The 26,537-nt window shown below is 62.7% G+C and carries 22 protein-coding genes; 7 read left to right on the plus strand and 15 right to left on the minus strand.

Features of this window, described 5'->3' with window-relative positions:
• Positions 1-4: 4 nt before the first annotated feature.
• From trpC to HBA54_RS01785, 3 genes are read right to left on the minus strand one after another with little or no spacing between them, the layout of a single operon-like run.
• Positions 5-850, minus strand: coding sequence for an indole-3-glycerol phosphate synthase TrpC (gene trpC / locus HBA54_RS01775; RefSeq protein WP_167220708.1), 846 nt, complete (start codon positions 848-850; stop codon positions 5-7).
• Positions 847-1,884 carry an anthranilate phosphoribosyltransferase gene (gene trpD, locus HBA54_RS01780; protein WP_167220710.1) on the minus strand — a complete coding sequence of 346 codons (1,038 nt, stop codon included), beginning with the start codon at positions 1,882-1,884 and terminating at the stop codon, positions 847-849. Before trpD ends, trpC begins: the two co-directional genes overlap by 4 nt.
• Positions 1,885-1,914: 30 nt before the next feature.
• On the minus strand, positions 1,915-2,502 hold the full coding sequence (locus HBA54_RS01785) for an anthranilate synthase component II (RefSeq protein WP_167220712.1): 588 nt from the start codon (positions 2,500-2,502) through the stop codon (positions 1,915-1,917).
• A gap of 167 nt (positions 2,503-2,669) precedes the next feature.
• On the opposite strand from HBA54_RS01785, the gene cueR reads away from it, so the two are divergent.
• Together cueR and HBA54_RS01795 are read left to right on the plus strand one after the other, a co-directional pair.
• Complete coding sequence (gene cueR / locus HBA54_RS01790) at positions 2,670-3,074, plus strand: Cu(I)-responsive transcriptional regulator (RefSeq protein WP_167220714.1); 405 nt, start codon at positions 2,670-2,672, stop codon at positions 3,072-3,074.
• A gap of 52 nt (positions 3,075-3,126) precedes the next feature.
• Positions 3,127-4,305 (plus strand): divergent polysaccharide deacetylase family protein, encoded by a 1,179-nt coding sequence (locus tag HBA54_RS01795; RefSeq protein ID WP_167220716.1) that lies wholly within the window; start codon positions 3,127-3,129, stop codon positions 4,303-4,305.
• A 133-nt stretch (positions 4,306-4,438) separates the two neighbouring features.
• Here the strand turns inward: HBA54_RS01795 and HBA54_RS01800 are convergent, their stop codons facing one another.
• Positions 4,439-5,167: a substrate-binding periplasmic protein gene (locus HBA54_RS01800; protein ID WP_167220897.1), complete on the minus strand. Its 729-nt coding sequence runs from the start codon at positions 5,165-5,167 to the stop codon at positions 4,439-4,441.
• A 295-nt stretch (positions 5,168-5,462) separates the two neighbouring features.
• Between HBA54_RS01800 and HBA54_RS28920 the strand changes: the two genes are divergently transcribed.
• A complete protein-coding gene (locus HBA54_RS28920) occupies positions 5,463-6,914 on the plus strand; it encodes a sensor histidine kinase (RefSeq protein WP_167220718.1) in 1,452 nt (483 codons plus the stop codon).
• On the opposite strand, the gene HBA54_RS01810 is transcribed toward HBA54_RS28920, so the two are convergent.
• The 7 genes from HBA54_RS01810 to HBA54_RS01840 form a co-directional block, all read right to left on the minus strand.
• Positions 6,911-8,926 (minus strand): putative 2-aminoethylphosphonate ABC transporter permease subunit, encoded by a 2,016-nt coding sequence (locus HBA54_RS01810; RefSeq protein ID WP_167220899.1) that lies wholly within the window; start codon positions 8,924-8,926, stop codon positions 6,911-6,913. The genes HBA54_RS28920 and HBA54_RS01810 overlap by 4 nt on opposite strands.
• Positions 8,910-10,013, minus strand: a complete 1,104-nt coding sequence (locus HBA54_RS01815; RefSeq protein ID WP_322095955.1) for a putative 2-aminoethylphosphonate ABC transporter ATP-binding protein — start codon at positions 10,011-10,013, stop codon at positions 8,910-8,912. Before HBA54_RS01815 ends, HBA54_RS01810 begins: the two co-directional genes overlap by 17 nt.
• A gap of 104 nt (positions 10,014-10,117) precedes the next feature.
• Positions 10,118-11,140, minus strand: coding sequence for a putative 2-aminoethylphosphonate ABC transporter substrate-binding protein (locus HBA54_RS01820; protein ID WP_167220720.1), 1,023 nt, complete (start codon positions 11,138-11,140; stop codon positions 10,118-10,120).
• Positions 11,141-11,329: 189 nt separating this feature from the next.
• The gene (locus tag HBA54_RS01825; protein WP_167220722.1) at positions 11,330-12,172 is read right to left on the minus strand and encodes a DMT family transporter; all 843 of its coding nucleotides are present in this window, start codon (positions 12,170-12,172) and stop codon (positions 11,330-11,332) included.
• A gap of 56 nt (positions 12,173-12,228) precedes the next feature.
• On the minus strand, positions 12,229-13,692 hold the full coding sequence (phnY, locus tag HBA54_RS01830) for a phosphonoacetaldehyde dehydrogenase (protein ID WP_167220724.1): 1,464 nt from the start codon (positions 13,690-13,692) through the stop codon (positions 12,229-12,231).
• Between the two features lie 14 nt (positions 13,693-13,706).
• On the minus strand, positions 13,707-14,972 hold the full coding sequence (gene phnA, locus HBA54_RS01835; protein WP_167220726.1) for a phosphonoacetate hydrolase: 1,266 nt from the start codon (positions 14,970-14,972) through the stop codon (positions 13,707-13,709).
• Between the two features lie 32 nt (positions 14,973-15,004).
• On the minus strand, positions 15,005-16,216 hold the full coding sequence (locus HBA54_RS01840) for a 2-aminoethylphosphonate--pyruvate transaminase (protein WP_167220728.1): 1,212 nt from the start codon (positions 16,214-16,216) through the stop codon (positions 15,005-15,007).
• A 165-nt stretch (positions 16,217-16,381) separates the two neighbouring features.
• On the opposite strand from HBA54_RS01840, the gene HBA54_RS01845 reads away from it, so the two are divergent.
• Positions 16,382-17,254, plus strand: coding sequence for a LysR substrate-binding domain-containing protein (locus HBA54_RS01845; RefSeq protein WP_167220730.1), 873 nt, complete (start codon positions 16,382-16,384; stop codon positions 17,252-17,254).
• Positions 17,255-17,592: 338 nt separating this feature from the next.
• On the opposite strand, the gene HBA54_RS01850 is transcribed toward HBA54_RS01845, so the two are convergent.
• The 4 genes from HBA54_RS01850 to HBA54_RS01865 all read right to left on the minus strand — a co-directional run bounded on the left by HBA54_RS01850 (position 17,593) and on the right by HBA54_RS01865 (position 22,958).
• Positions 17,593-18,738: a sugar-transfer associated ATP-grasp domain-containing protein gene (locus HBA54_RS01850; protein WP_167220732.1), complete on the minus strand. Its 1,146-nt coding sequence runs from the start codon at positions 18,736-18,738 to the stop codon at positions 17,593-17,595.
• A 138-nt stretch (positions 18,739-18,876) separates the two neighbouring features.
• The gene (locus HBA54_RS01855; RefSeq protein ID WP_167220734.1) at positions 18,877-19,527 is read right to left on the minus strand and encodes a glutathione S-transferase family protein; all 651 of its coding nucleotides are present in this window, start codon (positions 19,525-19,527) and stop codon (positions 18,877-18,879) included.
• A 22-nt stretch (positions 19,528-19,549) separates the two neighbouring features.
• Entirely contained in the window at positions 19,550-21,061 is a 1,512-nt protein-coding gene (gene trpE, locus HBA54_RS01860) for an anthranilate synthase component I (RefSeq protein ID WP_167220736.1), read from the minus strand.
• A gap of 7 nt (positions 21,062-21,068) precedes the next feature.
• Entirely contained in the window at positions 21,069-22,958 is a 1,890-nt protein-coding gene (locus tag HBA54_RS01865; protein ID WP_167220738.1) for a peptidylprolyl isomerase, read from the minus strand.
• 228 nt (positions 22,959-23,186) lie between these two features.
• On the opposite strand from HBA54_RS01865, the gene tpiA reads away from it, so the two are divergent.
• The 3 genes from tpiA to pyrG all read left to right on the plus strand — a co-directional run bounded on the left by tpiA (position 23,187) and on the right by pyrG (position 26,453).
• Positions 23,187-23,933, plus strand: coding sequence for a triose-phosphate isomerase (tpiA, locus tag HBA54_RS01870; protein ID WP_167220740.1), 747 nt, complete (start codon positions 23,187-23,189; stop codon positions 23,931-23,933).
• A 231-nt stretch (positions 23,934-24,164) separates the two neighbouring features.
• The gene (gene secG / locus HBA54_RS01875) at positions 24,165-24,518 is read left to right on the plus strand and encodes a preprotein translocase subunit SecG (RefSeq protein ID WP_167220742.1); all 354 of its coding nucleotides are present in this window, start codon (positions 24,165-24,167) and stop codon (positions 24,516-24,518) included.
• A 309-nt stretch (positions 24,519-24,827) separates the two neighbouring features.
• Entirely contained in the window at positions 24,828-26,453 is a 1,626-nt protein-coding gene (pyrG, locus tag HBA54_RS01880) for a CTP synthase (protein ID WP_167220744.1), read from the plus strand.
• The last annotated feature ends 84 nt before the right edge of the window (positions 26,454-26,537 follow it).

The following is a 26,537-nucleotide window of genomic DNA, read 5'->3' on the forward strand; positions in this document are numbered from 1 at the left end:
TTTCCTAGAGTCCGCTGCCGGCCGCTTCGGGTGCGGCGCTGCTGTGCTGTGGTTGCACCAAAGTCAAAGTGGCTGCGGTGACGTCGTCTTGGCGCATCAGGGATTCGCCGATCAGGAAGGCGCGGGCGCCGACCGCCGCCATGCGTGCCAGGTCTGCCGGCGCATAGAGACCACTCTCGGCGACCAGCAGACGATCCGCCGGCAGGCGCGGCGCGAGGCTTTCCGTTGTCGCCAGGTCCACCGCCAGGGTTTTGAGGTTGCGGTTGTTGATGCCGATCAGCGGCGAGCGCAGTTTCAGCGCCCGGTCCAGCTCTTCGCCGTCGTGGACCTCGATCAGGACATCCATTCCGAGATCGAGCGCCACGGTTTCCAGTTCCTCTGCCTGGGCATCGTCCAGGGCGGCCATGATCAGCAGGATGCAGTCGGCGCCGAGCGCACGGGATTCGAGGATCTGGTAGGGGTCCAGCATGAAGTCCTTGCGCAGACAGGGCAGGGGAACCGCGGCCCTGGCAGCGACCAGAAAGTCGTCGGCGCCCTGGAAGTAGGGTTCATCGGTCAGGATCGACAGGCAGGCGGCACCGCCGGCGAGATAGGCCTCGGCCAGGCGGGGCGGATCGAAGTCGGCGCGGATCAGTCCCTTGCTGGGCGAGGCCTTCTTGATCTCGCAGATCAGCGCATTGAGGCCCAGCGCCGCTTTTTGCTCCAGGGCGGCGCGGAAACCACGCGGCGGACCGGCAGCCTCGGCCCGGGCCTGCACAGCGGCCAGCGGCGCCCGTTGCTTGGATGCGGCAACCTGCACCCGCTTATCGGCGCAGATTCGTTGCAGGACATCACCCTTCCCGGCGGTCATGCCGGTACCTCCTCATTCGTGACCCGAACCAGCCCCTCGAGGGCCTGCTGGGCCTTGCCGGAATCGATGGCCTGGACGGCCAAGGCGGCGCCTTCTTCGAGGGTCTCTGCCTTGCCGGCGACGATCAGGGCGGCGGCACTGCCCAGCACCACGATGTCGCGGTAAGGCCCGGCCTCGCCGGACAGCAGCGCTTTCAGCTTGGCGGAGTTGTGGTCCCGGTCGCCGCCCACCAGCTGCTCCAGATTGGCCGTCGGCAGGCCGGCATCGGCGGGCGAGACCTCAAAGGTGGTGACCTTGCCGTCTTTCAGCTCTGCGACCTGCGTTGGGCCCAGGGTCGACACCTCGTCGAGGCCGCCGGCACCGTGCACCACCCAGGCGCGCTCATGGCCCAGTTCACGCAGGACTTCGGCCAGCGGAACGATCCATTCCGGGGCGAACACCCCGATCAACTGGCGGCGTACCTTGGCGGGATTGGACAGCGGGCCCAGCAGGTTGAACAAGGTTCGTGTTCCCAGTTCCACCCGGGTCGGTCCGACGTGGCGCATGGCGCTATGGTGGCGTTGGGCCATCAGGAAGCAGGTGCCGACCTCGGCCAGCGCACGCTCGACCAAGCGCATGTCGGCATCGATGTTGACACCCAGGGCCTCCAGGACGTCGCTGGCGCCGCTCTTGGAAGAGGCGGCGCGGTTGCCGTGCTTGGCTACAGGCACCCCGCAGGCCGCCACGACGAACTGGCTGGCTGTCGAGATGTTGTAGGTGCCGCTGCCGTCGCCGCCGGTCCCGCAGATGTCAATGGCGCCGTCAGGCCGTTCAATCGTCGTCATCTTGGCGCGCATCACGGTGGCGGCGCCGGTGATTTCCTCGACCGTCTCGCCGCGCACCCGAAGCGCCATCAGAAAGCCACCCATCTGCGATGGCGTGGCATCGCCGGACATGATGATGTCGAAAGCCTGTTCGGCATCGGCCCGGCTCAGGCTTTGACCGCTGGCCACCCGGGCAATCTGATCTTTCAGATCTCGTGCTTTGCCGCTCATCCCCGCCCCCTGATCACCGATGCCGCAATGCTAAGCCGCGACGGGCTGGTTGGCGAGGGTGAGGAAGTTGCCCAGCAGCGCATGCCCATGTTCCGAGGCGATGCTCTCCGGATGGAACTGGACGCCGTGGAGCGGCAGTTCACGATGCTGAAGCCCCATGATGACGCCGTCTTCGGTCTCTGCAGTGACTTCCAGCTTGTCGTTGGGAAAACTCGCCGGGTCCAGCGTCAGGGAGTGATAGCGCGTTGCCGTCAGCGGAGAGGGTAGATTGGCGAAAACGCCTTTGCCGCGATGGAACACCGGGCTCCGTTTGCCATGCATCGGCTCCGGCGCGCGCACCACCTTGCCGCCGAACACCTGGCCGATGGCCTGATGGCCCAGACAGACCGCAAAGATCGGCAGCTTGCCGGCGGCTTCCTTAATCAAGTCGAGACAGATGCCGGCCCGGTCCGGATCGCAGGGTCCGGGCGAGATGATGATCCCCTGTGGCCGAAGCGCCAGAGCCTCCGCCACCGTCACCTTGTCGTTGCGGCGAACCTCAATCTCCGCACCCAACTCCCCCAGAAAGTGGAAGAGGTTGTAGGTGAAGCTGTCGTAGTTGTCGATTAAGAGAAACATTTCAGGTTCTTACGCCGCGCTCTTCAGTCATGCATTTCAGTCTGGGGTTTCTCTTATAACAGGTCGCTGCGGCCAACGGAAAGCCGCCAGATCGCCCGGCTTGACCCTCCAGTCACTAGAAGGTTTACTCTACGATCCCTATCTCATTAGCCGTTCAGGAGGAGGCGATGAACATCGGTGCGGTGGCGCGTCATTCCGGCGTAACCGCCAAAACGATCCGCTATTACGAGTCGGTGGGGCTGATCGCACCGGCGGAGCGTACGGCCGCCGGCTACCGCGTTTATGACCACCGCGACGTGGAGACTCTGCGCTTTATTCAGCGCGCCCGCAGCCTTGGCTTCTCGGTAGAGGATGTCGGCAGCCTGCTGACGCTCTGGCAGGACAGGCAGCGCAGCAGCGCCGAGGTCAAAGCCCTGGCCAGGCGCAGGGTCGGAGACATTGAGCGCAAAATCGCGGAATTGGCCGAGATGCGGGCCACACTGACGGACCTGATGGAGCACTGTCACGGCGACCGCCGGCCTGACTGTCCGATCTTGAACGGCTTGGCGGGGAGCCAAAAGACAGCCGTCTGAACCCAGATTGAACGCAGCTTCGTTAACCAAGCCATGCTAGGGTCCGCGCGCTATGAAACCGCGCGAATCGCAGAAATCCAAACGCCCCGGCGGTGAGGCCCTGTGGAACGCCGCCGCAGTCTGCGGCTTACTGCTGATCGGCTTGATCATCGGCGGTTTCGCCGGGGTTCTGATGGACCGTGAGGGGTTGCTGGGAGATCGCGGTCAGGTGGCCGGGAACCAGGACGCTGCACCGTCCTCTCCCCAAATTCCAGGGTCTCCAGGTCCGGTTCTGCCTTCGGGTTCCGGTATCCCCAGGACCGGCACTGCGGATGCTTCGGACGCCCTTCGGGATCGCACCGATGCATTCGACCGGGAGGCGCTGGAAGCCGCCCTCCAGGCGGCCGGGGACAGCGACGGTGAGGTGGAGCCTCCGGAGAGCGCGGATAGGCCGCTGGCCTTTGCGCCGCCCATTCCGGTCCCTGATCGCGGGCTGAAAGGGCCTGCGCCCTGGCAGAGTCATGCTGTTGCGGTGGCGCCGAGCGACGGCCGGCCGATGATCGCGATCGTTCTCGATGATGTCGGCGTGCACCGCCGCAACGCGCAGAATGCCATTGCCCTTCCAGGTCCCTTGACCCTCTCGTTCATGACCTACGCGGAGGACCTGGCGACGATGACCAAAGCCGCGCAGCGGGCCGGTCATGAGCTGATGATGCATGTGCCGATGCAGCCCCTGAGCCCGACCATCGATCCCGGTCCCAACGTTCTGATCGACGGCCTGCCGGCGGCGGAACTGACACAGCGCCTTGTCTGGGGGCTTGACCGTTTCGAGGGCTATGTCGGCATCAACAATCATATGGGCAGCCGCTTTACCGCTTCGCCCGAAGGCATGGCCCTGGTGATGGGCGAGCTGAAAGCCAGGGGACTCCTGTTTCTGGATTCCCTGACGGCACAGAACTCGGTTGCGGGCAGCTTGGCACAACGGGCCGGCGTTCCTTTTGCCGAACGGGATATCTTTCTGGACAACGAGCCCGATGACCGGGCTTCGATCGATCGTCAGTTGGCCTTACTGGAGCAGGTCGCCCGAGAGCGCGGCTATGCCGTGGGTATCGGCCATCCCCACAGGGGGACGGTTGCCGCCCTGACCGACTGGATTCCGGAAATGCAGGCCCGGGGTTTTGCCCTGGTGCCGATATCGGCGGTGGTGCGGCACCGGGTCAACCTTGCCGACACAGGCCGCGGCGACGGCTGATCAGGCGGCTAGAGCGTTTTCGACTTACGTCGAATCGGTTCCGGCCCGCTCCCCCTCCCGGCCACCCACCAGGATAATCGCATTGGGTGGCCGGGAGGGGGAGCGGGTCGGTGCCGTTAAAACCTGAAAGAGTCTAGTTGTAGCGGGCGTGGATCTCGGCCTGGGTGCCGTCGGCGATCATCTCCGATAAGGCGCTTTGCATCCGCTCGACGATGTCGTCGGGCGTATCGAGCGAGCAGGCGACGGAGAACACCTGTTCGAAAAGCACGGCAACTTCCTCCACCGGCACGCCCTGATCGCGCAGGCGATGCAGATAGGATTCTGAGACCGCCATCAGATCGACGCGGCCGTTAAGCAATTTGGTCAAGGTCAGATCCAGGTCGCGGGCCAGGTCGATTTGGCTGAAACCGGCGTTGCGCAGCAACTCGACCGTATAGTCGCCCGTCTGGGTACCGGTGCGATAGGCCGTGGCAGCCTTCAGGTCAGCGGGGTCGACCGCAGAATCTTCGGCGCGGATGATCAAGGTTCTTTCGACCAGCAGCGGCTCAACCCACTTGAAGCGCTTGTTGCGGTCCACGGTATGTGCGGTTGTGAAGACGCAGGTCATCGGCTGCGAACCCGCCAATCCTATGGCCCGTGACCAGGGCATCAGGGTCATCTCGTAGGCGATCCCGCTGCGGTGCATGACCTCTCGTACCTGATCGGCGCCGAGACCGGCTATTTCACCGTCCTGTTCGAAATTGAAGGGGGCGTATTGCTCTGTCGTAAGCTGCAGGACTTCTTCCGCTGCGACTCGGCTGTCATGAAGAACAAGACTTGTTGTGACGATGACGGCGGCAAAAGTTCCATCGATCCACTTCATCATTGATCTCCGAAAGAATAGTCAGGCTGAAAGGCTTGTTGGCAAAATCCTGCAAGAAAACAAAAACATAGCGTAAGAACTAATTTTGCTGGCGAAGCTGACATAGTACTACTACCAGAATTCGCGTAAACAATAGTTTAAGGTAAGTGACTTATCGTGCTTTGGTTGTTTATCGTTATGAACAAGGTCTTAAGATAACGCCGCGCCGGTCATGGGCAGCGCAAAGCAGGTCAACGAAACCGCAATGCAGCAGAAGCGCACGAGAGTCTCTGGCACGTCGATCCGGAATCGGATCGTGATCACCGTGCTTGTGACGGTTGTCGTTGTCTCGCTGCTCGGCACGGCTCTCTCGGGACGGGAGAACGCCGCCCGCCTGATGAGCGGTTTGGAAGCTGAATCCCAGGTGCTGACGTCTGTGTTCGGGGATACCCTGTCGGATCCCTTGTGGGACTATGACTACAACATGGTCCAGCAACGTTTGGAGCACCTGGTCGACACCAGGGCGATCGTCGGTGCGCGGGTGTTCGATAGCAGAGGCAACAAGCTTGCCGAAGTCCTGACCGACCGCTTCGATCCGGAGGCCACGGCCGACTACCTAGTTTTCGATCATAGCATCATTGCCGAATCAGGAGAGTGGGTCGGCACCCTGTTTTTATGGGTCTCCACCGCCGGGGTTTCAGCAGAGGTCTGGAGCGCCATTCGCTACGACGCCGCGACCGCCGGCATTCTGGCCGTGATCACAGCCATCGTCGTCTTTGCCGGCGTCAATCTGATCTCCGGGCCCCTATCGCGTGTCGCCGATGCAATGATCCGGATCGGCGAGGGCGCGCTCGAGACCGAAGTGCCGGAGCGCGGCCGCGACGGTGAGGTCAGCCGCATGGCCGATGCACTGGAGCAGTTGCGCCTCAAGAGCCTGCGCGTGGAGCAGGCCGAGCGGGATCTGCGGCGGGCCAATGCCCATCTGGAACAGCGCGTGTCTGAACGAACGGTCGAGCTTGAAACGGCGCGTGAACAGGCGGTCGAAGCCAACCGCGCCAAGACCGAGTTCCTGGCCAACATGAGCCATGACCTGCGAACACCGCTCAATGCCATCCTCGGGTTCAGCGAGATCATGCGGGCCGGCGCCTTCGGCCCCCTGGGCGATCCGCGTTATGAGGAATATGTCGAAGACATTCATCATAGCGGCTCACTGCTGATCAGCCTGATCAACGACCTGCTGGACATTTCCAAGGTCGAGGCCGGCAAGTACGAACTGACCGAGGAGGTCGTCGACATCCGGGCGCTGATACACAACGCCCTGCGCCAGATCGCCACGGCTGTCGAGGGCGCGGCACTGACTGTGGCCACGCATGTGCCCGCGGATATGCCGGCCCTTCGTGGGGACGGGCGGGTGCTGACCCAGATCCTCAACAATCTGCTTTCCAACTCGGTGAAATTCACGCCGCGGGGCGGACATATCGATGTCAGCGCCTGGACAGACCATCAGGGTCAGCTCCACATACGTGTCGCCGACAATGGCATCGGCATGACCAGGGAGGGCGTTACCAAAGCGCTGCGGCCTTTCGAGCAGGCGCACAACGCCCGGGCCCGCGAACACAACGGTACCGGTCTCGGCCTGCACCTCTGCGACAACTTCATGAAGCTCTTCGGTGGTTCGCTCGAAATCAAGAGTGAAGAAGGCGGCGGCACCACGGTGACGGTCGCCTTCCCGGCGGAACGTGCGATCGAAAAGCGTCGTTCGGCCTAGCGAAAGCGCCAGGCCTGGGTTCGCTTCAGAACACCTTTGGAAATAATGAGGTGCAGGATACGGGCGCCGGCATTGGTGTAGAAGATCATCATGCCCATTGCCGCGGCCGGTGCGATATCGCCGGCGTCATCCATGTTCAGCACCGCGACCGAAGCCAGGGTCGTCGTTGGCGAGTAGAGAAAGACCACCGCCGAAACCGTCGTCATGGCATTGACGAAGAGATAGATCGAAATGTCGAGGATGGTCGGCAGGCAGACCGGTACGGTGACCAAGCGAAACAGTTTGTGGAAAGGCTGTTTCAGCGAGGCGGCGACGGACTCGAACTCCCGATCCATCTGTTTCAACGCCGTCACCGCGGTCAGGTGCGAGACGGTATAGAAGTGGGTCACCGTGCAGATCACCAGGATCGCCATGGTGCCGTAGAACACATTCAGCGGATTGCGTGGATCGTTGAAGAAAAAGATGTAAGCCAGACCCAGCACCATGCCGGGGATCGCCATGGGCAGCATGGCCAGCAGCTGAAAGAGGCCGCGTCCGGTTTCGAAACCCTTGATCTTCTCGACCATATAGCCGCCGGTGAAGACCACCAGCGTGCCGAAAACAGCGGTCAGCAAAGCCAGTTGGATGGAGTTGTAGTAGGAATCCCAACCGCCGCCGTCCATGAGATCGAAGGCATAGTTGTTCATGCTGAGACTGAGATCGTAGGGCCAGAACTTGATCAGCGCCGCGAACTGGCAGACCGCCAGCAACCCGACAATGAAAACCGCAACCAGACTGCAGTAACCGAAGGCCAGCCAGTCGGCGCGCGGATTGGCGCGGGGCTGGTAGGGGACCGAGCGGGCGGATAGCAGGGCGACCTGCTTTTTCTGCACCTGCCGGTCCACGGCGAAGGCGACCAGTGCCGGGATCAGCAGAACCACCGAGACTACGGCGCCCATTTCGAAATTCTGCTGGCCGATCACCTGTTTGTAGATATCGACGGCCAGCATGTTGTACTGCCCACCGATCACCTTGGGCAGGCCGAAGTCGGTGATCACCAGGTTGAAGACCACGAAAGCGGCTGAAATCAGGCCGTAGCGGGCGCCGGGCAGGGTGACGGTCCAGAAGATCTTCCAACGACTTGCTTTTAGAGACTCAGCCGCTTCGTAGAGCCGCGCATCGGAGATCGCCAGGGCCGTGGTGATGATGAGCATGGCATGGGGGAAGGTGAAGAACACCGAGCCGATGACGATGCCGATAGGGCCGTAGATCGATTCCCCCAGCAGCAGGCCCTTGATCATGCCCTGATTGCCGAAGAGGTAGACCAGGGCGATGCCGGGCAGCAGCGATGGCACCAGGATGGGCGCCAGGGCAATCAGCCTGAAAACGCCCTTGAAGCGCATGCAGCTGCGGCTGAGCGCATAGGCAAAACCGAAAGCCAGGGTGACGGTGATGATGGTGCTGAGGGCCGAGATGAACAGCGAGTTCTCAATCGAGCGGAACAGCGACGGCGTCGAAAAATAAGTCGTGTAGTTCTGCAGGCCCTGGCTGCGAACCGGGCGCAGCATGACGCGGCGGAAGGTGTTGGAGTCCACTTCCTGCCAGGCAGTGCCGGAAAACCGTTCCGAGCCGATCAGGAAGGAAACGTCTTCGCCGGTGCCGCGGATGCGGTAGATCATCGGGCTGCGGAAACTGAATTCGGGAAAGAAGCTGGTCGCCGGCAGGCGCCCGTCGCTGCTGGTGGCGAGATCTTCCGATGGCACGGCCTGCAGGGTTTCGTTCAGGGCCGCGGCGGTGATCGGTGCTGTCTGAAAGTTGCCCGTGTCGTCGCTGACCTGGAACTCATAGCTGGTGAGATCGAACTGATAGGTCGAAAAGGACTTCGACAGCATGGCGTAGAGCGGCAGGGCGAGGGCGATCACCAGGTAGAGCGCGATGACGGCCATGAAACCGCGCATGGCCAGGTCGTCGCGGCCCAATCTTGCCTTGATCGGACGCCCGGCGGGCCGAAGGTTCTCAGCCGTTGCCGACATCATCGCCTCCGGCGGGAAAGGCGATCAGCCTGTCGGCGGGCAGTTCAATGGTCAGCGCCGACCCGGCGGCGAGCGAAAGGCGGCGCACCGCGTTGATGGAGAAGTCGGCGTAGAGCACCTCGTCGCCCAACTCCGCTCCGGTGAGGCGAGAGCGCCAGAAGGACCCCAGGAACTCCATCTCTCCAACGGTGACCGCCAGGGCGCTGTGATCGCTCTCCGCCCGACGGCTTCCCGGTTCGTGGGGAATGATGTCTTCCGGGCGGATGGTCACGATCACCTGTTGGCCCTGCGCAAAGCCGTGCGCCGCACTTCTCAGTGCGCACTTGCCGACGGTCAGGCCGTTGGCCGCCGTAATGGTTGAGTGGATCTGGTTGGTCTCACCGATGAAGTCGGCAACGAAGAGCGATCCGGGCTCGCGATAGATTTCGGTGGGGGTGCCAACCTGCTCGATGACACCATGGTTCATGACAACGATGCGGTCCGCCATGGAGAGTGCTTCCTCCTGATCATGGGTGACCATGACCGTGGTGACGCCGAGCTTGCGCTGCAGTTCCTTGATCTGATGGCGCAGGTGGACGCGCACCTTGGCATCCAAGGCCGAAAGCGGCTCGTCGAGCAGCAGCAGGCCGGGGGAGGTGGCGATGGCGCGGGCCAGGGCGATGCGCTGCTGCTGGCCGCCGGAAAGCTGTGCCGGATACTTTTTGCCCTGGTCGGCCAGGTCCACCAGGTCCAGCAGCTCGGCGACCCGGCCGGTGATCTCGGTTTTCGACCGGCCGGCGTTTTCCAAGCCAAAGGCGATGTTGCGCTCGATGGTCAGATTGGGGAACAGCGCGTAGGACTGAAATACGATGCCGAAATCGCGCCGGGCGATCGGTAATGCGGAGATGTCGCGGCCAGCCTGCTCGATACTGCCGAAACTCTGAAGGTCGAGCCCGGCGATGGCGCGCAACAGGGTGGTTTTGCCGCAGCCCGAAGGCCCGAGGAAGCAGACGAACTCACCCTCCTCGATCTCCAGGGAGATGTCCTTCAGGGCCGTAAAATCGCCGAAGTTCTTGTAGAGGTTGCGGATGCGAAGATAGCTGGACACCGAGGAAGCCTCGCTCGATTTATACCAAGTTACGCTGATAATGACTCTCAGGACCAAAAGAGGGCGCCGCAAGCGGCGCCCTCCTTGTCTGAACTAAGCTGCGATCAGCTCTTGGGCTCGGACTTCGAGTCGTAGCGCTTCTGCCATTCTTCAAGGATGGCCTTGCGGTTGTTGGCGGCGAACTCGAAATCGTTGTCGATCATCTTCTCGACAAGGTTATCCGGGAAGTGCTCGACCGGCTTGGCGACACCCGGCATGGCAACGACGGCATAGCCGCTGTTGTACATCTCGTTGGCTGTCTTGGTGACCGACCAGTCGACCAGGGTCTTGGCGGCCTCAAGCTTGGCGGTGCCGGCGACAATGGCCGTAGCCTCCATATCCCAACCCACGCCCTCGTCGGGCACGATGATCTCCAGCGGCGCACCGGCGGCTTTCGACTTGGCACCGCGGAAAGCAAAGGAGACGCCGATGGGGATTTCCCCGGCAGCGGCCAGTTTGCAGGGCTTGGAGCCGGAGTGGGTATAGCGGGCGATGTTGCCGTGCAGCTTGTCCATGTAATCCCAGCCGCCGTCTTCACCGAAGATCTGCAGCCAGCTCGACACGTCCAGGAAGCCGGTACCCGAGGAGTTGGGGTTCGGCATGATCACGTGCCCGGCGTATTCCGGTTTGGCCAGGTCTTTCCAGGTCTTCGGCGGCGTCAGGCCCAGCTTGCCGGCCTCCACCGTGTTGTAGCAGACCGAAGCGACCCAGGCGTCCATGCCGACCCAGGCCGGTGGGGTGCTCTTGTCGACGAACTTGGCATCCAACTTCTCCACGCCCTTGGGGGCATAAGCCTCCAGCATGCCCTCTGTCTTCAGCAGCAGCAGCGAGGTTGCAGCCAGGCCCCAGATTACGTCGGCCTGCGGGTTGTTCTTCTCCGCCAAAAGCTTGGCGGTGATGATCCCGGTTGAATCGCGGACCCAGTTGATCTTGATGTCCGGATGGTCCTGATTGAAGGTTTCCGCGTAGCGCTTCAGGTCCTCCGCCTCGACGGCCGTATAGACCGTTAGTTCGGTTTCCGCCGCCGCCGTTGAGGCGACAAGCAGGCCGGCCGCCACCGCGGTCAGACAAGTCCTACGAAAAGCCATGATATTTATTCCCCTGTTGCTAGCCGAACGTTTTCGTTCTTCTTGAGTTTGTTGGCCTGCCTCTGCTCCGCTGCCGTATCCAGCGCCGGAACCATCCCGTAGCAGCCTGTTAGAAATACTGCATGGCAGCCTTCAATAGGGAAAATCTATTATTTTTATGCATCGAAAGCTTTTACTGATGGATGAACTTCACCGGGCGAGGGTCAGCATCAGGACACCGGCACCGACGATAACGGCGGCGGCGAGGCGGCTGATCCAGGGCCGCTCGCGGAATATGACGACGCCGAAGAGGGCGGCGATGATCACGCTGGACTCGCGCAGGGCCGAGACCATGCCCAGCGGCGCCAGGGTGTTGGCGTAGATCACCAGACCGTAGGCGACAACGGCGCAGAGCCCGCCGAGGTAACCGACGCGAAGGGTGGCGCGCACCTCCGGCGTAAAGCTTGGGCGCAGGCGCGTGAAAACGAAGAGGCTGACGAGGAACTCACTGAAGAACAGCCAGCCCATGTAGCCGAAGGGACTGCCGGAGAGTCTGACGCCGATGCCGTCGACCACGCTGTAGGTGGCAATGATCAGCCCGGTGGCGATGGCGGCCAGGGTCGAGCGCGGATCGGGCACGCTGGGGCCCTTGGAAAAGAAGGCCAGCAGGCAGATGCCGGCGGAAACCAGGGCGATACCGGCCCAACCTTGTGACGAGAGCATTTCGCCGGCAAACACCAGGGCGCCGAGCGACACCAGCAGCGGCGCGATGCCGCGCGAGATCGGATAGACCCGCGACAGGTCGCCCCATTTGTAAGCCATCGACAGGAAGTAGTAATAGCCGTAGTGGGTGGTCGCCGAGGCCGCGATGTAGGGCCAGGAAGCGGGCAGGGGAGTCTCGGCCCAGAGCAGCAGGATCAGGCCGACGGTGCCGTGGGTGCCCGCCACGGCGGCCAGCACCAGCGCCCGCGCCCGCGTTCCCTTGACGATGGCGTTCCAGGTGGCGTGCAGCACCGCCGCGCCGAGCACCAGCACTACAGCAAACTCTGACAATCAGGCCCCTAGCTTTCTTCGGCTTTCTTTGTTGGTTCGAGTCCTGCCGTCGGACCTTAGCTCCAGGGCAGGGAGAAGGTCTTCACGTTGGTGTAGCTCTTTACCGCCTCGATGACGCCTTCCTTGTAACCGAGGCCCGAGTCTTTGATGCCGCCGAAGGGTGACATCTCGATGCGGTAGCCGGGCACTTCCCAGATGTTCACCGTGCCCACCTTCAGGCCCTTGATGTAGGCCTGCATACGGTTGAAGTCGTTGGTGCAGACGCCGGAAGAAAGCCCGAAGGCGGTGGAGTTGGAGATTTTCATCACCGCTTCGTCGTCGTCGGGCACGCGCACGATGGGGACGATGGGACCGAAGGTTTCCTCCATCACCAGTTCCGACTCATGAGGCACGCGGTCGACCACGATGGGCGGCAACAGCGCGCCCTGGCGGCCCGGGTTGTAGAGGATTTCCGCACCCGCTTCCGCCGCGGCGTGAACACGCGCTTCGAAGGATTCGGCCGCCTGCGCGTGAACCACGGTGCCCAGGTCGTTATCGCTGTCCATGGGGTCGCCGAAGCGGATCTTCTTGGCGCGCTCCAGCACCAGCGGCACGAAACGCTCGGCGATGCTGTCCTGGCAGAGGATGCGCTTCACTGCCGTGCAGCGCTGTCCCGAGTTCTTGGTGGCCCCGGCGACGGCGAGGTCGGCGGCCTTGGCAAGGTCGTCGTCGCTGAGGTCGTTCAGGATGATCAGCGGGTCGTTGCCGCCCAGTTCCAATACAGTGCGCTTGTAACCGGCCTTGTCGGCGATCATCTTGCCGACCGGCACGCCGCCGGTGAATGTAATCAACTCGATGTCCGGGTTCTGGATCATCTCCAGGCCGATATCCTGCGGCAGGCCGGTAACGACGGAGAACATTTCCGGCGGCAGGCCGGCGTCATAGAGAATATCGGCCAGGATCAGCGCCGTCATGGGCGTCAGCTCGGTCGGCTTGCAGACCATGCAGTTGTTGGTGACGACGGACGGCGCGATCTTGTGGGACACCATGTTGAGCGGATGGTTGAAGGGCGTGATGGCGGAGATCGCCTTCAAGGGCTCGCGGGTCGTGAAAATCTTGCGCGCCTTGCCGTGGGGCGTCAGATCGCAGGAGAAGATCTCGCCGTCGTCCTGGATGCAGAGCTGCCCGGCCAGGGTGAAGACATCGTAGGCGCGGCCCACTTCATAGAGTGAGTCGGCCTTGGAAATACCGAGTTCCAGAGTGATGAGGTCGGAGATTTCCTCTTTTCGCGCGACCAGGATCTCCGCCGTCTTGAACAGGATCTGCTGGCGCTCGTAACGGGTCAGCTTCGGTTCGTAGGCAGCGGCAATGTCGAAGGCCTCGCGCGCCTGGGCGGCGTTGCCCGCGGGTACCGTGCCGATCACCGCGTCGGTGTAGGGGTAACGGACCTCGATAACGCCTTCGGCATCGACCTTACGGCCGGCGATGCGCATGGGCTCATGGCGGATAGCTGCGGCGCCGATGGTTTCTGCGATACTCATAATGGAAGGTTCCCTTACTCGGCGGCCGCGGACCGGCTGGCTTCTGCATGATTGAGAGCAATATCGAAGGCGTCGAAGTTACGCAGCTTCCGGCCCTCGACACCGCTCACCGGGCGGTTCACGACCAGCGGCACGCGCTGCTCGCTGACGCCGCCATGAGAGCGCAGCGGCACCTCCAGGCCCGTAAGGTCGTGCTTCTCCGGGCTCGTCCCGACGGCTCGGGTCTTCTCCGTCACGATCACCAGATCGCCGATCCGCTCGGCCGGCAGCTCGTAGGCTTCGGCCGCCTCTTCGCGGGACAGGACCCGCTCGACGCCTTCCAGCCCCTCGACAAAACCGGCGACCGCGGCCCGATCAGCATCCTTGGGAAGGTAGACCGTCGCATAGGAACCCAGTGCTCCGTGGTGAACCACGTAGGGGTCGGTGATCGGCAGGATGGTCCGCGCCTTGCCGGCGCCGAGGAACTCGTCCAGAGCGCTCTGCAGGTAAAGCACATTGGGTGAGCCATCGGATTTGTGCTTGGCGTTCATGCCGTGGTCGGCGGTCAGGACGATGACGGCACCGGCGGCGTCAAGCCGGGCAAAGTAGCCGTCCATCATGGCGTAGAAGTCATTGGCGCCCTCGGTGCCCGGCGCGTGCTTGTGCTGGATGTAGTCGGTGGTGGAGAGGTAGGTGAGGTCGGGCCTCATGCTCGCCATCAGCTTGACCCCGGCGGCGAAAACGAACTCCGAGAGGTCGGCGGAGTAGACGCTGGGCACCGGCCTGCCGACCATCTCCAGCACGCCCTCAATGCCGTTCTCGGCGAGGGAAACTTCATCGGCCTTCTCGGCGGAGAAGCTGACGGCCTCGCCCGCTTTCAGCGCCAGGCCGTGACCGAGCAGGCGGCGCAACTTGTCCTTGGCCGTGACCACGGCGATCCTGGCGCCGGCCTGCTGGAAGGCGGCGAAGATGGTCGGCGCCTGCAGATAGGCCGGGTCGTTCATCATCACCTCCGCGTCCTTGGCGGGGTCGTAAAAGAAGTTGCCGCAGATGCCGTGCACGGCGGGTGGTTGTCCGGTGACGATGGAAAGGTTATTGGGGTTGGTGAAGCTGGGCACCACGCAGTCGGCGCGCAGGTCCGCCCCGCCCGGCAGTGCGGAGGCCAGCCAGGGCATGCGCCCGGCGGCCATCGCCTGTTCCATGTAGTCGGGCTCGGAGCCGTCGATACAGACCACGACCACAGGGTCTTTGGGGAACGCGTAGCTGCGCTTGTTTACGGTAACAGAGGAGGGGGCGTTCATTGGGGGTCCTTTTGCGGAGGTCCTTTGCGTTCTCAGGCAACCAGCTTGGCGCGTTCGTTTATGGCGGAAGAAGGGGGGCTGGCGTCGTCGACCCCCATTTCGTTCAACGCCTCGCCAACTGCCACGACCAGCTGATGCATGACGGCGGTGTCGAGCCGGCCGATGCAGCCGATACGAAAACTGTCGACCACCGTCAGTTTGCCGGGATAGATGATAAACCCCTTGGCTTTCAACAGCTCGTAGAAACGATTGAAGTCAAACTTCGGATGGGCCGGGTTGAAGAAAGTGACGATGATCGGCGACAGCCAGCCGTCTTTCAGCAGGGTCTCAAAGCCCAGCGCGCGCATGCCCGCCACCAGGGTATCGCAGTTGGCGGCATAGCGTGCGCCGCGCCCGGCGACGCCGCCCTCCGCCTCGTGCTCCCGCAGGGCCTGCAGGAAGGCGGCGACCACATGGGTCGGCGGCGTGAAGCGCCATTGGCCGGTCTTTTCCATTGCCGCCCACTGGGCATGGATGTCGAGGCTGAGGGAATGGCTGCGGCCCTTGGCGGCCTCGATCTCGGTCTTGTCGGCGATGACGAAGCCGAAGCCGGGCACGCCTTCGATGCATTTGTTGGCGGAGGACACCATGGCCGCGTAAGGGACAGTCTGCGGGTCGAGGGGCAGGGCGCCGAAGGCGCTCATGGAATCGATCAGCAACTTGCGGCCTTTGGCCGCCACGACCTCGGCAATCTCCTGCAGCGGATTGAGGATGCCGGAGGAGGTTTCACAATGAACCAGGACGACATGCGTAATCGTCGGATCGGCGTCCAACGCCGCCGCCACCTCGGCGCCGCGGGGCGGCAGATAATCGCCCTTGTCGAGCACCCAGTAGGAACGGTCGAGATAGCCCAGGGTCTGCACGGTCCTCTGGCCGTAGGCGCCATTCACCAGAACCAGCGCCTTGCCGTCCGGCGGCAGGAAGCTGCCCAGCATGGCCTCCACCACGAAGGTGCCGCTGCCCTGCAGAGGCACACAGTCGTAGGTACCGTCTTTGTCGCCGGCAATGGCAAGCAGGCGCCGGCGCAGATCAGCCGTCATGGCGCGAAAATCGCCGTCCCAGGAGCCCCAGTCCTTCAACATGGCGCGTTTCACGCCTGCCGAGGTGGTAAGGGGGCCGGGGGTCAGCAGATAGGGTTCGCCCCCGGCGGGTGGATCGGCGATGGAGAATTTGGGGGTCACGGCTGCTCCGCTGTCATGGGCCATCAGCGTCGCTCTCCTGGCGTGCGAGGTGGAACTGAAAGGGTGAATCGGCCGCTATCCTGGGGTTCTCTCATGTATCTGTAAAATCGTTATTTTGTATATGTTTGATAAGTTATGGTAATAGAAGCCTGTGACGGTTTTTTGACCTCATCCTAAGAGGGGCGGGCCTTGCGCTACGTTCAACTGAGAGCGTTCCACTATGTTGCAGTCTGCGGCGGCTTTTCACGCGCCGCCGAGGCGCTTTGCCTGACCCAGCCGGCGATCTCCGACCAGGTTCGCAAGCTGGAGGAGGAGTATGATGTCATCCTCTTCAACAGGCACAAGAAACAGGTCAGCCTGACCAGTGCCGGGCAGCGGTTGCTGGAGATCAGCCACCGCATGTTCGAGGTTGAGAAGCAGGCCCTTGAGCTGCTTTCCGAATCGCGGGCTCTGCGGGCGGAATCGCTGCGGGTGGTGGCTGACTCGGCCCATCACATGCTGCATATTCTCGGCCGTTTTCGTGAACGCTACCCTGATGTCGGCATGGTCGTCAGCGCCGGGAACTCCGAAGAGGTTATCGCCCAGCTTTACGACTACGAAGCCGAGATCGGCATACTGGGCGAGATGCCCAAGGGCCGCGACTTCGAAACCATCAAGCTGAGCTCCACGCCGCTGATCGCCTTTACCAATACGGAGCATCCCCTGAGCAAGCGCAAAAAGATCACCCTGGCGGAACTCTGCGATCAGTTTCTGGTTCTGCGGGAGCGCGGATCAAAAACCCGCCAGAGCGTCGAGGCGGCGGCCCAGGCCCGCGGGCTGAAACTGAAGCCGGCGATCGAGGCCGAAGGCCGGGAGGCGGTGCGTGAGATTGTCGCCACCAGCGGCGGCGTCGGTGTCGTCTCATCCGCTGAGTTCGGCCAGGACCCGCGGCTGGTACCGATCCGCCTTTCCGATTGCGAGCTGCTGATGGACGAGGCGCTGGTCTGCCTGCGCGAACGCGCCGGCGGCAAGGTCATCCGCGCCTTCTTCGAAACCGCCCGCGAAGTTGCCGCTGCCGGTTAGGCTCGTTGGGTTACGCTTGGCGGTTGGCCTGTTTCGGGCCGCTCCGCTTTTTTTGGATGGTACCCAACAGCAAAGGGGCCGCATTCCTGCGGCCCCCCATGAGCTGGTAAGTCTTACGGACCCGAAACGGGAACCCGCTTCGAAGGCGTCACGCGGTTGACGAAGGCTGCTTCCTCAAACCCGTTGAACATCCAAGGCCCTCAGACTTCTCCGAAATCTCATGTGACATTGGATCACCTCCTTTCAGCTGTTGAAACAGGACCTAAACTATCACCCTGATTCGCGATTCCCGGCAAGAGTTTTCATCGGTGCCACCGGAACATAAGCGATCCTGCAGCTTAGGCTTTGGCCGACTGCCAGCCGCAGGCCGCGAAAAAGGCGTGCACCTCATCGGTTAGAAAACCGCGGCCGCTGGCAAGTTGGGGCAGTAGAAAAGAGCCGCCACTATTGATTTCAACCACAACGGGCCCGGCATCGGTAAAGGCAATATCCAAAGACTGGTAGCGCACCGGCGCGAAGAGCCGGGCACAGTCTTCATTCAATTGCCTCAGCTCCTGCCAATACGGCAAATAGGTGCCGACCAGCGGTTGTCCGGTCGCGGGGTGTGCGTTGAATTCCTCCACGGCCGGCCCTTTCCCGCGCAGGACACGCAGGATCTTGCCGTTTTCCCGATCGACATTGGCCAGCAGATTGCCTTTGCGCCAGAAGTTGTCGGCAATGTTGTTCCCGACGGGAATCTTGAACAGGGTGAACGGCGTTGTAACCTTGCCGTTCTCCACCAGATTCATGGTGCGAAGGGTGGCGACGGCGCCCGCATATTTTCTGATATCCGCGTGGTTCTCGATCATCTCCTGCAGCAGATAGCAATTGCCGGCGACCATGCCATCAAGGAGATCTTGGGGCGTGGACCGGCGTCCACCGTCTAGATGTACGACTCCATTATCAAAGGCCTGAATGACAAAGGCACCAAAGCTTCCCAGCGAATTGTTGGGTTTGGCAAAAATCGGAAAGGTATTGAGGTCGCGAAGAAAGCCACTCAGTTGGTCCGCGTTTTCAAGGCGCCGGTCGGGGCCAAAAGACCGGCCGCTGCTATCGATAATCGCCAGCGTTTTGGGGACGGCGATGCCGAATTGATGCAGGATTTGATAGGATAGCCACTTGTCCTCTGTGGTCGCACGCCAGGATAAATCTGAGCAGCGATTGGTGATTGGCCAGTGTACGCCTTCACTCAGGAAGCGTTCCTTCTCCGCCTGGTCGTACAATGAGTCGTCATAGAGGTTGTAGAGAAGGTACTCCTGGAGGGTCAGGCGCCCGATCTTGCGACGCAGCTTCCAATGTTCCATGACCATCGACATGGGGTTACGACCGCTGCGCAGCTGTGCCGCCCGGAGTTGACTGGCAAGGCTGTCGCCGCCGCTAACGCTTTCGGCGTAACTCTTTGAAATAAGATCATTTTCGTTGATCAGGCTGGTGTCCGACGCCATCGTACTCCCTCCGCTCTGGTGCGGCCAAAGCTAAGGCTGTCATGCTTAACAAATGGGAAATATTTTAACGCGACAGATCGGGGTTGCGGGCCCGCAAGCAATAGCCCCGGGCATCCGACAGCGGAACAGTTTCCGGGTCTAATACCCAAGCTTACCCTTCAGATCTTCGAAAGGCCGGCACACGGCATTCACGTAGGCGGCGCGTTCGCGGAGGGTCCGGTACCAAGCTTCGACATGCGCCAGCTCGGGCCGCTCGATGGGCATCTCGAACCAGCGGTAAAGCGTCATTCCGGCGGCGATGTCCGCCAGGCCCAATGCGTCACCTGAGACGAAGGCGCTTTCGGCCAGGCGGCGGTCGAGAACGGCCAGGCGGGCGGCGGTGCGCGACCGGCGGGCTTCGATGCCGGCGGCGTCCTGTTGCTCGGGCGGTGTGCGCACCAGCATCCAGAAAAGGTCGATCCAATCCCGATAGAGAGTCGAATTGACCCAGGCGAGCCACTGATCCGCCACCGCACGTTCGCCCGGGTCTTCCGGCCAGAGGCGGCCCTTGCCGTAGCTGGCGGCGAGATAGCGGATAATGGCATCGCTGTCCCAGACGACCTGTTCGCCGTCGCGCAGGGTCGGCACCGTGCCGTGCGGGTTCATGGCCCGGTAAGCCGGCTCGTCCAAGCCGCCGAAGTCGCCCCCGGCATCGATGCGCTCATAGGGTAATTCCAGTTCTTCCAGGACCCAGAGCACCTTCTGAACGTTGCAGGAGGACAAGCGTCCCCAGAGGGTCAGTCGGGCCATCGCGATACCTCTTGTGCGGGACTCAGTTACCCCGCCTTGCCGCGAAGCGCACGGCCTCTTCGGCGGCGCGCAGCAGGGCCCGGGCCTTGTTCCAGCTTTCCTGGTACTCGGCCTCCGGGTCGCTGTCGGCGACCACGCCACCACCGGCCTGGATGTGCATGACGTCGTCCTTCACCACGGCGGTCCGTAGTGCGATACAGGTATCCATCGAGCCGCCGGCGCCGAAGTATCCGACGCAGCCGCCGTAGACGCCGCGGCGCTCCGGCTCCAGCTCGTCGATAATCTCCATGGCCCGGACCTTGGGCGCGCCGGAAACGGTACCCGCCGGAAAACCGGCGATCAGGGCATCCATGGCGTCCTTGCCCTCGGCGATTTTGCCTTCGACGTTGGAGACGATGTGCATGACGTGGCTGTAGAGTTCGATCACCATCTGCTCGGTGACCTTCACACTACCCACCTGCGTTACCCGGCCGACGTCGTTGCGGCCGAGGTCCAGCAGCATCAGATGCTCGGCCAGCTCTTTGGGGTCGGCCAGAAGCTCGTCGGCCAGCGCCCTGTCGCCCGCTGCGTCGGCCCCGCGGGGCCGGGTGCCGGCAATTGGCCGGATGGTCACCGTGTCGTCGCGCAGACGCACCAGAATCTCTGGGCTGGAGGCCACGATGGCGAAGCCGCCGAAGTCGATGAACACCAGAAAGGGTGAGGGGTTGAGACGGCGGAGCGCCCGATAGAGCGAAAAGGGCGGCAGCTTGAAGGGCAGGGAGAGGCGCTGCGACAGGACCGCCTGGAAGACATCGCCGGCCAGAATGTAGTCCTTGGCCTTTGAGACCATGGCATGGAAGGTCTCCCGGGTCATGTTGGATGCCGGTTCCGGAAGGCTGCCCAGGTCGGCCGTCACGTCGCGGCGCTGGGGCAGGGCGCGCTCGAAATCCTGGGCGACATCGGCCAGCCGCTCACAGGCTTGAGCATAAGCGGCGCGGGCCGAAATATCGCCGCGCGGCCAGACCGGCGTGAAGAGGGTAACGAGATCTTCCACGCGATCGAAGACCGCCATCACCGTGGGGCGGATGAACATGCCGTCCGGTACATCCAAGGCCGCCGGGTTGTTGTCCGGCAGGTCTTCCATCAGCCGCACCGTGTCGTAGCCCATGTAACCAAACAGACCGGAGGCCATCGGCGGCAGGCCCTCCGGCAACTCGATGTGGCTTTCGGCGATCAATGCGCGCAGGCTCTCGATCACCGGTTCGGCCAGGGGCTCGAAGCTCTCGCTGTCGAAACGTGCCTGGCGGTTGATCTCGGCTTTCGTGCCATGGCAGCGCCAGATCAGGTCCGGGCGCATGCCAAGAAAGGAATAGCGGCCGATGATGGAACCGCCCTCAACCGATTCAAAGAGAAAGGAGTTGGGCTTTCCTTCGGCCAGCTTGAGAAAGGCGGACACCGGCGTTTCAAGATCCGCAATCAGGGCGGTGTAAACCACCTGCGCCTGGCCAGCCTGATAGACTGCCTCAAAGGCCGCAAAGTCTGGTGTGGTTTGCATGGCTGTCTTAGTAGGCGCTGCCGCCGGTAAGGGTCTGGTCGATCAGTCGCTGATTGATGCTGATATCGATTTCCTGTCGCAGCGAAGCCAGGAATTGCTGGAAGATGTCGTCCTTGATCGACGATGCGAGCTGATCGGAAAGCTGCGTCAGGCGCTCCTCCCGGCCGTCCTGCTCCGCACCCAGCACATCGACCAGTTTGGCGACGATCTGACTACCGGACGTGGCCGCCAAGACGACTTCGCCCTCGCGGACATCGAACAGCTGTTGGGAGAGGGCGGGCGCCGGGGTGCGTTGCGGGTTGTTCTCAAAGCGGGTGATGGCTTCGGTACGCTCCAGTGTCAGTCCTTCTGCTGTGGCGAGAGCGGCAAAATCTTCACCGGCTTCAAGGCGGTCCACCAGAGCCTGCGCCCGTTCCTGGCTGACCCGGCCCAGTTCGCGCGCCTGCCACAGCCGCACCACGTCTTCGCGAACCTCATCCAATGGCCTGGGCGCCGCCTCCGTCGTGCCGTCGATCCTGATGACGAAGTAATCGCCCTCCAGCGTCTCGGTCAGCAGGCTGGTGTCGCCTTCCGCCGTATTGCGCAGCACATCGATAAACTCATTTAAGGTCGGCAGGCCTTCAATAGCGTTCCCTGCCGTATCACGGCCCTGAATATCGATTGCGGCAATCTGACGGGACTCGATCCCCAGATTCCCGGCGGCGTCTTCGATGGGCAGCCCCCCGGCGATGGCGTCGTCGTAGCGGTTGGCCTGCTCGATGACGATGTCGACCGCCTGGTTCTCGGCGATTTCCCGGGTCAGTTGCTCCCGCAGGTTTTCCAATTCCGCTTCTTCGCCTTCCTCGATGGCGCTCACCACCACGATGTGCCAACCGAGCGGGCTCTGGATAGGTCCGCTGACCTCTTCGAGCGCCAGCTGAAAGGCGGGGCCGCCGAGTTCCGCCAGCAGCTCGGTCTCTGCGACCAGACCAAGGGAGACCGGCGCACGCCCGGTTTGCTCCTGCGCGGCCGCGGCAAAGTCGGTTCCCTCGGCGATCTTGTCGGCCAGGGCCTGGGCCGCAGCTTCGTCGGGCAGCACGGCCTGGGTTATCTCGCGGCGCTCGGGCGTCGACAGTGTCTCGCGGCGGGCCTCGAACTCGGCAAGCAGCGTTTCTTCCGAAACGGAGATCTCCGCCGCCGCATCGGCAACGCGCAGATGAACCAGCGTGATCGCCTTGTATTCCGGGGTCATAAAGTTGTCGATCGCAGAGTCGTAGGTTTCCTGGATGGCGGCTGCGTCGGGTTCACCGACATCCCCGGCGCTGTCATTGGGGATGACGACATAGTCGGCGATACGCCGTTCCTCGCGATAGGTGAACAGTTGTTCGGTCAGGCTACGGGGGGCGACGGCCCCTTCGGTCACCGCCTGGGTAAGCTGCTGTCTCTGCGTATCGCGGCTGAGAATCTGCAAGAAGCCCGCTTCGCTCATGTTGCTGAATTGCAGAGCCTGGGCGAAGCGGTTGCGGTCGAAGCGCCCGGTCGCACCCTGGAAAGCAGGGTTCTCCAGGATTTGGGCGCGCATCTGGTCCTCGGTCATCAGGAGGCCGAGGCGATCGGTCATCTCATCAAGAACGGCGCGGCTCACCAGACGGTTGAGAACCTGCTGGGGAATGCCGAAGGCCTGGGCTTGCTCCGGGGTGAGCTGGGTTCCGAAGCGCCGGCTGACATTGCCGATTTCGCGCGATACCTCCTGGGCATAGCTGCGCTGGTCGATCACCGTATCGCCGACCGTCGCGACGTTCTGGCCGTGGCCGTCCGTGCGAAAGATATCGCCGATGCCCCAGACGGCGAAACTGAGAATCAGAAGGCCGAAGAGGGGGATCATCACGATCTTGGTGATAAGTTTTTGGCGTTTCATCGGTTGGAACTGACTCTCTTAAAGGCGGGCCTACAAAAGCCCGGCACCGTTGGGTGGATGGCCGCGGCAGTTTAGAAAGGCCTCCCCGGCCGGGCAACACGCAAATCCAGGCTTCCCGCCGTTGTTCCAACACAGTTTCGTGGGGGCGGGGCCCTTTCGTGGGGATTGGCCGGGGATGGTGCCTGTGCTAGGAAAGCGGTCCGCTGCTTGGAAGGGGTACCGCCAGCGATGAAGCCTTTAATAGCCGGCAACTGGAAAATGAACGGCCTGCTGGCCGATGCCACGGCTTTAGCCGAAGACCTGAAAGCGCGCGCTGCGGCCGGGGGCCTTGCCTGTGAGTTGCTGGTTTGCCCGCCTTATCCTCATATCGGGCCGGTGGCGGACATCCTTTCGGAGAGCGGCGTACAGGTCGGCGGGCAGGATTGCCACAACGCCGGCAGCGGCGCCCACACCGGCGATATATCGGGTGCCATGCTGCGGGATATGGGCTGCAGCCACGTCATTCTCGGCCATTCCGAGCGGCGGGCCGACCACGGCGAAAACGACGCGGTGGTCAGGGCCAAGGCCGAGGCGGCCCTGGCTGCCGGGCTGATTCCCATCGTCTGTGTCGGCGAGACCGCGGCTGAGCGGTCGGCCGGGCAAGCCCTGGCGGTGATCGCCCGCCAGGTAAAGGGCTCGGTTCCGGTCGGGATGGCGGCGGAGCGCCTGGTCGTGGCCTACGAGCCCGTTTGGGCCATCGGCACCGGCCAAACCGCGACCCCGGGCGATGTGGCCGAAGCCCACACGGAAATCCGCCGCGTGCTGGTCGGTCTGGTCGGTGAGGGGGCCGAGCAGGTCCGCATTCTCTATGGCGGCTCGGTAAAGCCGGCAAATGCGAGGGAGTTGATGGCTCAGCACAATGTCGGCGGCGCCCTGGTCGGCGGCGCCAGCCTGAAAGCTGAGGATTTCTGGGCGATTGCGACAAGCTGCCCCTGATCGGATCGGGCGCGGGCATCGGCCAGGCCTGAGGCTTTCGGTCGGTTTTTTCTGGTCTTTCGCGGCTGGAGCCATTACATAGCGCGCAATTGCGTTGGGTTCTTGTCTGCAGTCCCGCCTGCGGTATCCGGATTTCAGCGCGATATCCATGAAACAAATTCCGGCGGAGCGCGCCGCCCCGGCAAAGCGCAGCCAGCCAATCGAGGACGCTGAACCCAGCGAACGAGCAGCATGCAGGAAGTACTTCTAGTCGTTCATATTCTTCTCGCCCTGGCGCTGATCGGGGTGGTTCTGCTGCAGCGGAGTGAAGGCGGCGGTCTTGGTATTGGCGGCGGCGGTGGTGGCGGCGGCGGTGGCATGGGCGGCTTCCTGACCGGCCGGGGGACGGCAAACCTGCTGACCCGGACCACGGCGATCCTGGCCGCCTGTTTCATGGCTACGAGTATTACGCTGACCATTTTGGCCGGCGGCGGCGACGAGCGGCGCTCGATCGTCGATCAGCTGCCCGCAGGGCCGACCCAGTCCGCACCGATTGAACCCGCGCTGCCTGCAGAGCCGGCGGAGCCTTCGGTCCCGGCCCAGTAGGCCTGACCGAGCAGGTCGCACGGCCGGAGTCCTCGCCCGCTCAATGCTCGGTGCCTTCCGGGTACCGCCCTTTTCAAACCCAGCCTTTGCGCAATGCGAATCCGCAACGACGGATTTGCTGCCTGTGGATTGTCTGCCGCCCGGTGGCGCATCAGGCGTTCGATCGCCCTGCGAAGGGCGGTCCAAGACCTTGATCGGCCAGCGCAGAGCGGGACTTTTCCTTCGTTTGTCACAGACTGTCGGCAAAGTGACGTTGCCGTCCTTGCAAGGCTTGCTTCCCGGCCTCTGATCGTTCAATAGTCTTGGCCCATGGCGCGGTTTATCTTCATCACCGGCGGTGTGGTTTCCTCCCTCGGAAAAGGTCTCTGTTCCGCAGCGCTTGGGGCGCTTCTCCAGGCACGCGGATTCAAGGTCAGGCTGCGAAAGCTCGACCCCTATCTGAATGTGGATCCGGGAACCATGTCGCCCTATCAGCACGGCGAGGTCTACGTCACCGACGACGGGGCCGAAACCGATCTCGACCTGGGTCACTACGAGCGTTTCACCGGCGTGCCGGCACGCAAGAGCGACAATGTGACGACCGGGCAACTCTATTCCAAGGTTCTGGCGCGTGAGCGGCGGGGCGAATACCTGGGCGCCACCGTCCAGGTGATTCCCCATGTCACCGACGCCATCAAGTCCTTCGTGCTTGGCGATCTGGCCGACGAGGATTTCGTAATCTGCGAGATCGGCGGCACCGTCGGCGATATCGAAGGCCTGCCGTTCCTTGAGGCGATCCGCCAGCTGGGCAACGAGCTTGGCCGCGAGCGCAGCCTGTTCATTCACTGCACCCTGATCCCCTACATCGCGGCGGCCGGCGAGTTGAAGACCAAACCGACCCAGCACTCGGTGAAAGAGCTGCAGTCGGTCGGTATCAAGCCCGATATCCTGGTCTGCCGCAGCGAGCGGGAAATCCCCAACGAAGATCGGCGCAAGATCGGGCTTTTCTGTAACGTCCGAGAGGAAGCCGTCATTCCGGCGCTGGACGTGCACTCGATCTACGCCGTGCCCCGGGCTTACCACGAAGAGGGTCTGGACGACGAGGTCTGCCGGCACTTCGGCCTGGATGTCGGGCAACCGGGCCTCGAGAACTGGGACCGGATCATGGGCCGCATCGACGAGCCCGATGGCGAGGTCACTATCGGTGTCGTCGGCAAGTACGTAAGTCTGCTGGACGCCTATAAGTCGCTTGCCGAATCCCTGACCCATGGCGGGATCGCCAACAATGTGAAGGTGAAGGTTTCCTGGCTGGATTCCGAAATCTTCGAGAAGGAAGGCACCCTGCAGCAGCTTGAGGGTGTGCACGGCATCCTGGTGCCCGGCGGCTTCGGTGAGCGCGGCGCCGAGGGCAAGATCGCTGCGGCACGCTTTGCCCGGGAGCATCAGGTTCCCTATTTCGGCATCTGCTTCGGCATGCAGATGGCGGTGATCGAAGCCGCCCGCAATCTGGCTGCCATGCCGGAAGCCGGGTCCACCGAGTTCGGCAATCCGGCTGATCCGGTGGTCGGCCTGATGACCGAGTGGTCGCAGGGCAACCGGATCGAGCGGCGCAACAGCGAGAGCGATCTGGGCGGCACCATGCGTCTTGGCGCCTATCCCTGCGTGCTGAAAGAAGACAGCCGGGTGCGGGAGATTTACGGCGAGGACTCGATCAGCGAGCGCCACCGTCATCGCTTCGAGGTGAACATCAACTACCGGGAAAGCCTCGAAAAGGCCGGCTTGCTTTTCTCAGGCCTGTCGCCCGACGGCGAGCTGCCGGAGATCGTCGAGCTGCCGAGCCATCCCTGGTTCGTCGGCGTGCAGTTTCATCCGGAGCTGAAATCACGGCCCTTCGACCCGCACCCGCTGTTCACATCCTTCGTGGCGGCGGCGGTGGAGCAGTCGCGCCTGGTTTGATGTAAATTCGTTAGGGGTAAAGTCAGGCGGACCACCCGCACTCCGCTCCACCCTGCACTGCAGGAACTGTAATCAGAGGAATTG

Source organism: Pelagibius litoralis (assembly GCF_011683915.1).
GTDB classification, from domain to species: domain Bacteria; phylum Pseudomonadota; class Alphaproteobacteria; order Kiloniellales; family Kiloniellaceae; genus Pelagibius; species Pelagibius litoralis.

Coding starts and splice junctions, on each gene's coding strand:
- HBA54_RS01785 (WP_167220712.1), bottom strand. CDS start 2,502: ATGTTTCTCTTAATCGACAACTACGACAGCTTCACCTACAACCTCTTC.
- HBA54_RS01840 (WP_167220728.1), bottom strand. CDS start 16,216: ATGGCCCATGACAGCGGAGCAGCCGTGACCCCCAAATTCTCCATCGCC.
- HBA54_RS01810 (WP_167220899.1), bottom strand. CDS start 8,926: ATGTCGGCAACGGCTGAGAACCTTCGGCCCGCCGGGCGTCCGATCAAG.
- trpC (WP_167220708.1), bottom strand. CDS start 850: ATGACCGCCGGGAAGGGTGATGTCCTGCAACGAATCTGCGCCGATAAG.
- HBA54_RS01820 (WP_167220720.1), bottom strand. CDS start 11,140: ATGGCTTTTCGTAGGACTTGTCTGACCGCGGTGGCGGCCGGCCTGCTT.
- HBA54_RS01850 (WP_167220732.1), bottom strand. CDS start 18,738: ATGGCGTCGGACACCAGCCTGATCAACGAAAATGATCTTATTTCAAAG.
- phnY (WP_167220724.1), bottom strand. CDS start 13,692: ATGAGTATCGCAGAAACCATCGGCGCCGCAGCTATCCGCCATGAGCCC.
- trpD (WP_167220710.1), bottom strand. CDS start 1,884: ATGAGCGGCAAAGCACGAGATCTGAAAGATCAGATTGCCCGGGTGGCC.
- tpiA (WP_167220740.1), top strand. CDS start 23,187: ATGAAGCCTTTAATAGCCGGCAACTGGAAAATGAACGGCCTGCTGGCC.
- HBA54_RS01795 (WP_167220716.1), top strand. CDS start 3,127: ATGAAACCGCGCGAATCGCAGAAATCCAAACGCCCCGGCGGTGAGGCC.
- trpE (WP_167220736.1), bottom strand. CDS start 21,061: ATGCAAACCACACCAGACTTTGCGGCCTTTGAGGCAGTCTATCAGGCT.
- HBA54_RS01800 (WP_167220897.1), bottom strand. CDS start 5,167: ATGAAGTGGATCGATGGAACTTTTGCCGCCGTCATCGTCACAACAAGT.
- pyrG (WP_167220744.1), top strand. CDS start 24,828: ATGGCGCGGTTTATCTTCATCACCGGCGGTGTGGTTTCCTCCCTCGGA.
- phnA (WP_167220726.1), bottom strand. CDS start 14,972: ATGAACGCCCCCTCCTCTGTTACCGTAAACAAGCGCAGCTACGCGTTC.
- HBA54_RS01855 (WP_167220734.1), bottom strand. CDS start 19,527: ATGGCCCGACTGACCCTCTGGGGACGCTTGTCCTCCTGCAACGTTCAG.
- HBA54_RS01865 (WP_167220738.1), bottom strand. CDS start 22,958: ATGAAACGCCAAAAACTTATCACCAAGATCGTGATGATCCCCCTCTTC.
- secG (WP_167220742.1), top strand. CDS start 24,165: ATGCAGGAAGTACTTCTAGTCGTTCATATTCTTCTCGCCCTGGCGCTG.
- cueR (WP_167220714.1), top strand. CDS start 2,670: ATGAACATCGGTGCGGTGGCGCGTCATTCCGGCGTAACCGCCAAAACG.